Genomic DNA, 11,972 nt, shown 5'->3' on the forward strand with positions numbered 1-11,972 from the left:
GGGCAAATGGCCTTTCACCCCTACTGACTTCAGATCTACTCAGGTTTAGTTGCTGCTATAAAAACCATGCGATCGTTAAATTTCAACACTGACTTATCCTGATATTTTTCTTCGATTTCCTTTAAACCTGCTGCCAATTCAGTATCATTAAATGCAGAAAGCATAGACATATAACGATTTTCTACCATTTCAAAATACTGATTTTTTGGCACTTCTAAAGGGTATTCAATCATATCCATATCAACAACAAAACCTACTTGCTGAAGTAAATTAATCATTTCTTGATAGCGAGGTTGGTTTTTTTCAAACAACTCTAGTGCTTTCGTAAATAAAGGATGCTCAATATCAGGTGGCCACAACAATAATAGAAAAATTCCCCCAGGAGTTAATCTTTGATATAAATTCTGGAATAGTAGAAATTTTTCCTCTATATGATGGATAGCTTCTTTTAAGAAAATTTTGTTATAAATTCCTGGGTTTTTAGAGAATTTTACTCCATCCATTTCTATGGGATTTAATCGACTATTTGCCGGAATTTTTTTTAGCATTTCAGCAGAAGGATCGACGCAAATAATCGGGTGCTGTAATTGAATTTGATCGAGAATTTCTTGGCTATAAATTCCTGTTCCACAACCAATATCTGCCAAAGTATCTGTGGGATTTAGGTGTAGATATTCGATAATTTTTTGAGTTGTGAATTTAATATATTCAGGAGAGTACGACCAGAGATTATCGAAAATCTTGGCGATATTTTTGTAATGATTTTCGGAAGTGTTATATATCATAATTAATATTTTTGCTCAAATTTTTGACAAACTTTTTTAGAAGTGCTCAAATACACTCCAAGCAAAACAATAGCCATTGCTGCCCAATCCAAATAACTCAAGATTTCTGAAAAAATTAACCAAGCTATCACAGCAGCTATTACTGGAATGAGAAGTAAAAGGACAGCCAACAAATTCGCTCCTACTTGTTCGATAGCATATAAGCGTAATCCTTGACCTAATACCATTGTTAGAACCAAACAAATAGCAAAAACCCATCCTTGAAAAGATAAAGGAAACCACTGCATTTTAGCAATAAATAGAATAGGAACACTTAAAAGACTTCCAGTAGTACAAACCCAAAACATAATGGTAGACTTTGAGAACTTCTGACATAGCGTTTCTCCAATAATCATATAAGCTGCCAAGAAAGTGGCTGATAGAATTGCCGCAATATCCCCTTGAATTTGACCAGATAAATAAGATAAATGTTCAATACCAATCAGGCAAGAACCAATAATTGAGAGTCCTGTTCCTAGTAAAAACTTAAGATTGAATTGTTGTCTCCCAATTAGCCAACTTCCTAAGATGACAAAGAGTGGCGTAAAATTATGCAAGAGTTCGGAGATTGCGATAGAAGTTCGAGACAGAGACCAAGCCCAAGAAACTTGAGTAGCCCAGAAACACAAACCAGCCGCAAACAAAAGTAGATAGTCTTTTCTTGTTGTCTCTTTGGCTAGAGATTTGTTTGATTTTTTACTCCTTAATCTTGACAATATGCTCCCCATTCCAAAGAAGATAGCAGCACCAACAAGATAGTTAAAGATTGTAGCATTTGCACTAAGTTCATATTCAACTAACTTGATAAAAATCGGAGAGATCGCTAAAACAATTAAAGAAATTGTTGTCGCAGCGATTGCTTGTAATTGTTCCCGGTTCAATCTATTTTGTTGCATTCAAAATTATACAAAACTTTGACATCCTCGTCTATAATCGCTAGTTATTCAACTCAAAAGTTACTGATCGAGTTTTCGCCCTGGGAGGTCTATTCTTTAAACTCCTTCAAAATGGTACTCGCCGCTCTCCAATTTTTGAATCGCAGCGGACTTGATTTCAGGCGGGCATAAACGAAACACTTTCTTACCGGGATTCTCAAAGTTCCCTTGCGCTAAACTTTGCACCCCACCAGCCTTAAGAAAACAGAGCGCTTCCACCAATAGTTCTCCGCACAGTCGGTTGAGAGCAGCGAGTAGCTGTGGGTAAGTGGGTCTTGGCTGTAAATATAGCCTCTGTCTTGCAATTATCGGCCCGCTATCGACCCCTTCGTCGATGAAATGTACGGTAACGCCTTGGGGGAGATCGTGAACGATCGACCAAAGATAGGGATTATTTCCCCTAACAGTCGGCAAATATCCAGGATGCACATTAACAATACCCAGCTCGGAAATGCGTAGGATATTCTTGTTGCGGATAATCCGGGTATCCCCCAGCACAATCAGGTCTGGGCACAACGCTGTCAATAGTTCTTCGGATTGTGCGTCGTTATGATTGGCAGTCTCGACACAGCGAACATTGCGTCCAGCGAGAATCTCTGGCAGGGATCGAGGCAATGGGGTTTCCGCTGCAATCTTTTGCAATTGCTTCTCAAGTTCCTGCCTACCTGCCGTAGCCAAATCGGAACACTCCTCAATCACGAGCGCAGGTTCCAATCCAACCTGGATCAGGCGATCGAGCATATAATTTCCTCTGGGGTGTCCCTTAAGATTTAGGTAAGCAAAGGTCATGCGCTCTTTTTTGCGGTTTACTATGAATTGTCGCGCATCCGGAGCTGCCTGGTAGGAGCCGTCCGGGAGATGCACTTCTGGACTACTAAGGGGAGGGTTAAACACGCATATAATCCGCATATCCTTGCTGGCCCTGAGGTAATGCTCGTCATCTAGATTCAGAGCATACAGAGTACCGGGGGTGAGTTTATAAATATTTCCACTCTCAATAACTTCTATTTCACCTTCACCTTCCACACAATACAATGCCTCCACATGATTTTTATAACAGATATGTGTTTCTGTCTTGGCAAATATAATGGTGTCATGAAGAGAGAATCCCATTTGATCCTCTTTCAAGAGTAACTGCCGACTCACCCAGTTTTTATTCTCAGCAAATACCTCATATTCGGTTCCGATAATCTCTTGCAAACGACGTAATATCATGCTTAATCCTCTTTTGATTCAAACGATTGCTTAACTGATTTTTCAATAATATCGAGACCTTCAAGGAGCAACTCATCTTCAATGGTTAAAGGTGGCAGCAACTTGAGAACCTCATTGTACGATCCGGCAGTCTCAATAATCAACCCCTGTTTAAAGGCGTTTCTGGATACTTTGCGGCCAAAACCCTCTTCAGGCATTTTCAAGCCCTGGATTAATCCCTTCCCTCGAACTTCCATGTTCATCTCTTTGTATTGCTTGGCTATATTTTGCAGCCTATCTTGTACAACCTGGCTTTTTCTGATTACCGCATCTTTGAAATCGTCATCTTTCCAATAATTCAACAAGGATATCGATGCGATAAAGGCCAGGTTGTTACCCCGAAACGTTCCTGTATGCTCTCCCGGTTTCCACTGGTCATGTTCCGGCTTGATGAGCACTAAAGACATGGGAAGTCCACCACCGATCGATTTTGCCATCACTACAATATCGGGGCTGATTCCAGCATCTTCAAAACTGAAAAATGAGCCGCTTCTGCCGTTACCCACTTGGATATCATCTACGATCAGCAGAATGTCAAAATCTATGCAGATCTGTTGAATCTCTTTCAGCCAATCCCTGCTGGCAACATTAACTCCACCCTCGGCCTGTATTGTTTCCAGGATGATTGCTGCTGGTATATCAATGCCACTGCTTGGATCATCAAGCATTCTTCTTAAGAAAGAGGCTGTATTATGCTCAGGGCAAAAATAGCTGTCATAGGGCATGAAGCTCACGCAGGCATCCTGTAAAGAGAAGTTATTCCGATAGTATGAGTTGCCTGTAACACTCAGTGCGCCCTGAGTAAGTCCGTGGAATGCGTTGGTAAATGCGATAATGCCACGCCGTTTTTTTACGGTTCGACTGAGTTTTAGAGCAGCCTCAATTGCGTTCGCCCCCGTAGGACCAGTGAACTGCACTCTATATTCAAGATTCCGAGGAGTCAGAATTAAATCTGAAAATTGTTCGAGAAACTCTTTTTTAGCGCGGGTCTCTTTGTCCAAGCTGAGAAGGATGCCATCCTCTTGCAAGTAAGCAATTAAGGCCGCACTTACTTCCGGAGGATTATGTCCGTAGTTTAGGCTCCCAGCGCCAGCAAAAAAATCAATGTATCTTTTGCCTTGTTCACTGTAAAGCAAAGCATTCTTCGCCTTTTCAAAGACTGCAGGGAAGGATCTGCTGTAAGTACGTACATTGGATTCGAGTTTTTCAAAAATACTCATACTAATATCATGTCCGGTTGAACAGTTATAAATAAACGACGAAGGAGTCAGGAGACAGGAGACAGGAGACAGGAGGGTAGAAAGAATGAAGAAGGAGAAAGTTTTTTGATCACTAATTATCGGGACATGATATAACAATATATCATTTTCATTAAACGCCTGTAGTGGATTGGTTTCATAGTTCAAGCTACCCTACAAGATAAACTTGATCGAGCTGCTTACAAATTCTAGCCTATAAATTGTAAGGTGCTGTGAGGAAAAAGCCAGATCTTTGCGAATCCCAACACCGAAAAAAATAGACCAAAAAAGATTACTAATGCTCCAGCAATACGGTTCAAAACAACCAAATATATTTGGTTTAAGACTTTTTTCAGAAAACTGAGGAAAGTCACTAAGATTAACCACCAAAGGGCTGAACCCATGAAAATACTGGATAGGATTACAGTCAAGAAAAAAACTTCATTATAGTCAATCATATTAAAAATTTCTGACTCAGTTATTAGGATACTCGCTACGATTATGCTTTTAGGATTTGTGAGGGCAAAAAGTGTAGAACCCAGATACGTTTTGATTAATCCTGACTTTTTCATATTATCTGCATTGATATCAAATATATCTTTGCGGATACTAGAAACTCCAAAGTAGCAGAGAAATAACCCACCTATGATTTCTAATATTCCAAGGTAATTTGATAACAAGGATTTAACCGCAACGAGTCCTGAAAATCCTATAAAACTATAGGCAGTATGAGCAGTAGCCGCTCCTAGTCCTGTAGCAAGGCCAGACTTCCTACCATAGGATAACGTATTTTTTGTACAAAGGATTGCGTTACCACCAAAAGGCAAAGCAATAAAGAAGCCTATGAAGATACCAGATAGCAATAATTTTGTAATCATTAATCACCTATTTAACACATTAAAGTTATAGATTCACAAATTAAAGAAGTGGTTTTACTAAAACTTCTTCACACAAAAAAGGAGCAGGAACATAATGTTCCCCAAGGAAAGAAATAAATTTTTGCAAATTAGAGCGATCGTTAGATGCAACAAGTTCATAAAAATTAGTGCTATTCCAGATCATATATGCATATTTAAAGTGATAACTTATAGAATCTACTAACTCATCCAAGGTCACTTGACATTGCTCCATCTCTTTGAAGATCTGCGAAACTTTTTGATCGATGTCAGCTTTAGTAAAGTAATGGGACTTAAACAGGTTATCTTTTATATGTTCTCTCCTTTCATACTCATCACGGACTGGATTAATCAGCTTTTCAAAAAAGAACATTAATCCATCACTTTTAAGTACTCGCTTCACATATGCAATTTGAGCTTTACGATTAGGATGATACATTTGAAATGTTGTATTTTCATAGATGACATCAAAACCATATTTGAGATAAGGACGATCGTTTCTGGCTGAAATATACTCAGGTGTGATGTCTACAAAAGGTCCGATATTTATATCGGAGTAGCTGTGTTGGCAAAGCCTATGGAAATTTTATCCATTGGCTGGATTTGGAGAGTCAGTTAAAGTTCTAATCATGCCTTGGGAATATTCAGCCATTGTTCTTGCATTTGTTCCATCTGCTGCACTTGTCTCATAATAAGTAAAAGGATTTTTCTCATCTTTTAGTCGGTGTTTTGCCAACCTTTGTAGAGCTACACCAATTCGGCATTGCTCTTCTATAAAAAAGGGAACACTGGCACAGCCATGTTGATAGAATGTTCCTATATTGCGTTGAAATACACTGTGATATTCCCGATATTCATTGCTTTTACTTAAAAAGTCAGAACATACCGACAACAACCAAATAATTGATTTAATTTAGTTATTTGGATATGGTTTGGATAGATGCGGTATTTGTACCTAGCTTTCAATTTTATCGACCTGTTACTAATATTAGTTGCGTTTGTCATAGCATGGGTTGGTATTCCCATACGACGCTCCCCTGCGGGAGAGCGCGGGTCTTCTACCAACATTTAGATAAATTAGAGTTAGTGTTGTATTCAATTAGCATTTTTCAAGTTTTAGCTCTGTTAATTTACCGAATAATTAAAGTTTAAAGCCTCTCCTTTAAAGGAGAAACAAGCGGTCGTTTGCGGAGCATTCCGTCAGGATGGGATGGCGAGGAGACCTCGCCATATCCAATCGACCAAGAGAGAAAAAATTTTCCTTTGAGTCAATCCTATCTGTTTTCAAGGAGAGGTAATTATTAATTATTAATTATTAATTATTAATTGTTGAACAATGCTACCGAATTTGATATTATCTGTAGAAATAAGCTTGTCTGAGTCGCCGAACAATTTCCCCATGAACTTCACTGCGGATACGGTTGCCACGCTGACATTGTTCCAATTTAACATTATCAACAAAAAACTTCACAGCCATATTAATAGTACCAAGACCGCCACCCATTGACACATCTTGCATCCAAATTTTTGGAGACTGCCACAAAGCATAAGTTTGAAATCTCTCTTCTATCCATTTCCATAATTCTTCAGTATAGTCATCCAATTTTGTTTCTGAAAAACCCCGATTAGCATTAACAATTTGCTGTAATAACTTGTTCATTCTCTTGATTAAAAAATATATTTTTCTTTCCCACTCACTTTCTAAAACTTCATTATCTGTCTCAATTAAATCTGGGTCTTCTTGCCAGTTTCGATACCAACTTCTCAGCAAACTAATTAAAGCATCTTCATCCATCTTCTGTGATTCTTGCAAATATAATGACTTTTGCCCTTTTTGTTTTTCTGATACTGTTTCCAACCCTACCATTCTCACTATATCTAAATAATAACCTTGAATTGCCCTAACTTCTCCCGAATCTAATCCCTCCATTTCCATAAACTTAATTTTACTAACTAACTCAGCGATCGCTTTTTTAACTTCTTCTAGCTTAACTTTAACTTTTTCCTCTGCTAGAAGACGTTGATGACCAGCATCTTTTTTAGATAAAAGATTATCCTCACTGTCTAATAATTGATCTGTCACCCTGTAAAAATTTTCTATAGCTACCAACTTTTTCTTGATCTCTCCTAGTGTATCTGGATGACTCAAGACGACTTCTTCAATAATTTTGATAGCTTGATTGGGGTCGCTATCAGCTCTAATTGGTACAATAATTGTATAATAATAGCTAGAATTAGGACGACTAAAATTAATCAAATTTTGATTTTGTAAAGCAGCATTAGGTACCAACAAATCGCAATGACTTTCAATTAAATATAAAGTTGTTAACCTAATTCCAATAGATTTAATTACAGCGATTGAGCCATCTTGTAAAGACACAACATCACCAAATTGAAATGGTGTATCTACTAATAATACCAAACCACTAAAAAAGTTAGATAAAATATCTCTGAGTGCAAAACCGAGTACAAATGTAATACCACCAAATGCCACCCATAACCCACTTAAATCTATTCCTAATGTTTGGAGGAATAAAAAACCTCCTATCAAGTAGACTAAAATTGGTAGAGTATTTTTAATTAAGGGAATTAAAACATCATCCCAGTCTGCTTCTGTTTTTTCTGCATATTTGCTGAGAGAATAAGCAATTACTTGAGTAAATAACCGATCGAGCAAATAAGTTATTACAGCAACAATTCCTGCTGTTAATAATCTTTGAATGAAAGGTAAATTTTCTAACAACCCTAAACTATAAATTAATACTTTCAGAACAATTATGACAAAAAGTATTAGTAGAGGAGTTTGCAAAATGTTTAGAGTTAAAATACCTATTTCATTGCTGGAACGGCGAAAGAAAGACTTGAGCGTCGAGAATAGTATTAGATATAAAAAGAATCCTAGAACTATTCCTATCACTAAAAGTCCTAATCCCTGTTGGAGCCAGGGGGGTAAGTATATGTCTGAAGAGTTTGATGTTTGTAAAAGTGTCAACATAGTCTAAACTCCAGTTTTGATAAAGGGACTTAATTAATCTTCTGGCTTTGTCCACTTATAATAACACGGATCGAGATGGGGGATAGGGAGGCAAGCAATACACCATGGAAATATCTCCAGAGTATGGAGAGAAAATATTAGATAAACTTCCCTATCTTGGCCTAAAACTAGGGAAGCTGATATTATAGATCGACGTTTTCAAATAAGTATGTAAAGAGACCGACTTGTTCCAAAGCAAATGTTTTAGAACAGGCTGTATTTTCTCGATTTTTTAATTGAGAAACTACAGCCATTGGTTAGCCGAGGAGTTACTGCTCGGCAGGAATTTCCGTGCCTTTAGGCCAGGGAGGATGTCATTTCAGCTATCAGTTAGGAGAAAAAGTATCTTGAAAAATACCTTTTTTTGAGAACTTAAGTAGTTTTATCTAGCTACTATACTTTTCCTTTTCCTCACAAGGTTTTCAGACGCTCCATACTTTCGGCTTGGCTGGAGCTTTCTGGATTAACCCTATGAACCATGAAGGAAAATTGTATTACCATAAGCTAATCTTGGCGATCGCAATATTGCCAGACAAACACACATCAACATCTGTACCTGAATCGGATTTGCGGTTGATATCGTCTCCGACATAAATATACCCATTCTCTTGCTTCACAAATTCCGTGAGTAGGGGACGGGTACACAGGGAACAGAAGATAATCTCTGGCTCTGGTGCTTCTGGCTCTAGGTGGGGAAAGTTAATACTCCATAAGGCTCCTGGATCAAGGGTTTGAGTTAGTATTTCTTGCAAAACCCGCACTGTCCATTGGGTGGCTCGCTCCCAGTCTAACTCCCAGTCAGTGCGTTTAAAATGAGAAAAGGCAATGGCAGGAATTCTATGTAGGGTAGCTTCTCTAGCAGCAGCTATGGTTCCTGATGGATAAATGTCCGAACCCAAATTACAACCACTATTAATCCCAGAAACTACAAAGTTTATATTGTCGTAGAGATAGTTGATTCCCAGACGAACACAATCTGCTGGGGTACTATCGACACTAACTTCTTTGTCCGATCGCCATTCTACAGGAATAAGGGTGCGAATATTAACCCGATGACCACAGCCAGATTGATGGTGCTTAGGAGCAACAACTACAATAGGCTCAGTGGTTACTTGGAACAATGCTTTGTGTAAGGCATTAATACCGGGAGCATCAATCCCATCATCATTAGTTACTAAAAAGGTCATAATTTCATATAATTCAGTGATTTAGTTGTTGTGATAACTTGGTAGAGGTAGGGGAGAACGGTTATAATCGCGGTCAAAACCCACCCAATCTACCGGGACACCATGCAGATAAAGTTTAGCAGTGCTGGTTAACATCTGTTGCCAATCTGTTTCCGTTGGAGACAAACTGGGGAGCCATAGAGTTTCATTATCTAGTTGACCCTGGCTAGTCAACCGCCAGACTATCGGTCTCGGTCCGATTTCAACGAAAACCTCAACTCCTTCCCTTTTCAGACTATCCACACTAGCAAAAAGCTCGACTGGCTCAATAATCTGATTACACCAATAATCTGGAGTAGTCACTTCATCAGTTACTACTTTCCCAGTCATACTGGAAACCCACTTAATTTGTGGAGGAGAAAAACTTACGTCTTGAAAGACTCGCTCAAATTCACCTAACATTGATGCCATTAAAGGTGTATGGAAGGCAATAGAAGCGTTTAGTTGTTTGGTTTGAAATCCCTGGGCTTCTAACTTTGCAGACACTGCGCGAACTTCCTCACTCTTGCCGGAAATTGCGACATTTTTGGGGTTATTGAAGGAGTTAATCCAAACAGAACCAGCAAAGGGTGCAATCGCAGTGCGAATTTCTTGTTCCGGCGCTTTCACTGCTACCACTGCGCCTACCCTCGGTAATTCCTGCATCAAACGACTGCGTTCAGTAACTATTTTTAAACAATTTTCCAGGCTAAAAACTCCAGCGATATAAGCAGCAAAATATTCCCCGGCACTATATCCCATGACTATATCTGGTTGAATTCCCCAAGATTTCCATAGCTCAAACAGAGCATATTCCAGAGCAAACAATGCGGGGTGGGTATAAGTTGTTTCCTCAAGCAAATGTTGGGTTGATTTTTCCATCTCTTCTGACGGATAGAGAATTTCTAGTAATGGCTTTTCCAGATAGGGACGAAGAATATCATTACAGTGATCGAATGCTTGTCGAAAAGTAGGTTGAGTTTGGTAGAGTTGGCGACCCATTCCCACATACTCATAGCCTTGAGGGGCAAAGAGAAAAGCGATCTTGCTCTTTTTATCCTGATTTGGGAGTACCCCCATACTCTCTGAGTGAAGTGCCGTCAATTTTTCCCGCATCTCAACTACCGAAGATGCAACAATTGCCAAACGATACTTAAAGTGCTGGCAATTTATATTGGTAGTAAAACAAATATCTGCTAACTTTTTGTCGGAAGCAGACTCTAGATAGCCAATGTATTTGCCTCTCAATTCCTGCAACTCTTGTCCTGTCTTAGCTGATAAAGTTAGGAGATGTAAGGGGCGCTTATGTTTTATTTTTTCTTGCTGCATATTCAATTGTTGAAAGCTAGAAGAGTTATTCATTCACTGTAGTTGTTTCGTTACCACAGATATAAGAAAACGGTTTTTACTTAGAGCTGGGTGGCATCTAACCACATCACTCCAAACAAATCGTGACCCACACCATAGCCTGGTTGTTGTGTTGCTTCCAATTGCTGTAAAGCTTGAGCAAGCATCAGTTCAACTTTTTGTCGGTATAGGTGTTTGTCAGAAATCTGTTCCAATTCCTGTTGGAGTTTTGCTTTAAATCCTTGAACTTCTGGGGGCAATTCAACGGGTTCTACTCCGAAAGACTCACCCAAAATTGCTGTTGCCTCACTCACTAATGAATTCCACCAACTAGAGAATTGACTGAAAAACTCCAAAATATGTTCTGGTGAGGTTTCCAACTCCACTTGAAAAATAAGTTGGCTCAAGTCTGTCTTTTGTGAGGGATCGAGCAAACTATTCATTAGGTTACGATATTGGGGCAAATCTGGGTTAAATTGTCCTGTTGAGGTATGGCGACCTACCATGATAGAGCGGTCGAAAAACTCAAACTTCTCCACAGGACAACCAACTTCATTAACTGCCTGTTGCATAATTTCTTGCAAGTGGTGATGGGAGTAAAAACTCATCCATGTAGGTTCTGCATTGCCTTCACTCTCAAAAAAGCTCATAGCATAATCCCAACGACTTTCTTGCCATTTAGGTGTCCACTCAATACTGTACCGTCCCAATACATCTACCACTACAGCAGACCTGGAGCGGTGTTGGCAAACATTTGTTACAATCATCTTTAGAGCTTGGTAAAGTTCTTCGTGAGTCAGATGTGAGTAAGGAACTCCGCAAGAAAGGTATAAATCGAAGGAACTTTCTAATCTGCTCGTCCGAATATCTGCACATTCAAACCGAACGTTACTGCGGTTGCGATATAGATTATTGGCAGTTTCTACCATTTGGGGGCTAATATCAATTCCCAAATAATCCAGATTTTCGCTGCTACCTAGTTCTAATTTTTCCGACAATAGAGATGATAGCAAAACATATCCATCACCAGTACCCGAACCAACGTCGAGAACCTGTAATTTTTCTGTTTTACTTTTGCTGTATGGGGCGATCGCCTGCTGGAACACTGAACAAGAGAATGGCTCCTCCCACTGAACTTTTACGCCGTCGCGACGACTTGTGGATAGGTAATGTTCAACTGCCTTACTTTTGTCGTATACGGTTTTGATACAATCTGAAATTACTTTCATAGCTACTTAA

At 39.1% G+C, this 11,972-nt stretch carries 12 protein-coding genes; all 12 read right to left on the reverse strand.

All coding sequences use genetic code 11. The annotated features are described in order from the left end of the window. Positions 1-35 precede the first annotated feature (35 nt). The 12 genes from ACP6PM_RS06925 to ACP6PM_RS06980 all read right to left on the reverse strand — a co-directional run bounded on the left by ACP6PM_RS06925 (position 36) and on the right by ACP6PM_RS06980 (position 11,962). Complete coding sequence (locus ACP6PM_RS06925; RefSeq protein WP_426583090.1) at positions 36-785, reverse strand: class I SAM-dependent methyltransferase; 750 nt, start codon at positions 783-785, stop codon at positions 36-38. A gap of 2 nt (positions 786-787) precedes the next feature. Beyond that, complete coding sequence (locus ACP6PM_RS06930; RefSeq protein WP_426583092.1) at positions 788-1,720, reverse strand: DMT family transporter; 933 nt, start codon at positions 1,718-1,720, stop codon at positions 788-790. A 96-nt stretch (positions 1,721-1,816) separates the two neighbouring features. Continuing rightward, positions 1,817-2,974 carry an ectoine synthase gene (locus ACP6PM_RS06935; protein WP_426583094.1) on the reverse strand — a complete coding sequence of 386 codons (1,158 nt, stop codon included), beginning with the start codon at positions 2,972-2,974 and terminating at the stop codon, positions 1,817-1,819. 2 nt (positions 2,975-2,976) lie between these two features. Further along, the gene (ectB, locus tag ACP6PM_RS06940) at positions 2,977-4,233 is read right to left on the reverse strand and encodes a diaminobutyrate--2-oxoglutarate transaminase (protein ID WP_426583096.1); all 1,257 of its coding nucleotides are present in this window, start codon (positions 4,231-4,233) and stop codon (positions 2,977-2,979) included. A gap of 227 nt (positions 4,234-4,460) precedes the next feature. Then, complete coding sequence (locus tag ACP6PM_RS06945; protein WP_426583098.1) at positions 4,461-5,129, reverse strand: LysE family translocator; 669 nt, start codon at positions 5,127-5,129, stop codon at positions 4,461-4,463. A gap of 40 nt (positions 5,130-5,169) precedes the next feature. After that, a complete protein-coding gene (locus ACP6PM_RS06950) occupies positions 5,170-5,586 on the reverse strand; it encodes a hypothetical protein (protein ID WP_426583100.1) in 417 nt (138 codons plus the stop codon). A gap of 147 nt (positions 5,587-5,733) precedes the next feature. Beyond that, on the reverse strand, positions 5,734-6,039 hold the full coding sequence (locus ACP6PM_RS06955; RefSeq protein ID WP_426583102.1) for a hypothetical protein: 306 nt from the start codon (positions 6,037-6,039) through the stop codon (positions 5,734-5,736). Continuing rightward, positions 6,015-6,215: a helix-turn-helix domain-containing protein gene (locus ACP6PM_RS06960; protein ID WP_426583103.1), complete on the reverse strand. Its 201-nt coding sequence runs from the start codon at positions 6,213-6,215 to the stop codon at positions 6,015-6,017. Before ACP6PM_RS06960 ends, ACP6PM_RS06955 begins: the two co-directional genes overlap by 25 nt. 286 nt (positions 6,216-6,501) lie before the next feature. Further along, positions 6,502-8,142: a mechanosensitive ion channel family protein gene (locus ACP6PM_RS06965; RefSeq protein ID WP_426583105.1), complete on the reverse strand. Its 1,641-nt coding sequence runs from the start codon at positions 8,140-8,142 to the stop codon at positions 6,502-6,504. Between the two features lie 533 nt (positions 8,143-8,675). Continuing rightward, positions 8,676-9,368, reverse strand: a complete 693-nt coding sequence (gene surE, locus ACP6PM_RS06970; RefSeq protein WP_426583106.1) for a 5'/3'-nucleotidase SurE — start codon at positions 9,366-9,368, stop codon at positions 8,676-8,678. A 21-nt stretch (positions 9,369-9,389) separates the two neighbouring features. After that, positions 9,390-10,748: an acyltransferase domain-containing protein gene (locus ACP6PM_RS06975; protein WP_426583108.1), complete on the reverse strand. Its 1,359-nt coding sequence runs from the start codon at positions 10,746-10,748 to the stop codon at positions 9,390-9,392. Positions 10,749-10,795: 47 nt separating this feature from the next. After that, positions 10,796-11,962: a class I SAM-dependent methyltransferase gene (locus ACP6PM_RS06980; protein ID WP_426583110.1), complete on the reverse strand. Its 1,167-nt coding sequence runs from the start codon at positions 11,960-11,962 to the stop codon at positions 10,796-10,798. Positions 11,963-11,972 lie beyond the last annotated feature (10 nt).

This window comes from Dapis brunnea BLCC-M229 (assembly GCF_050015995.1).
Classification (GTDB): Bacteria; Cyanobacteriota; Cyanobacteriia; order Cyanobacteriales; family Microcoleaceae; genus Trichodesmium.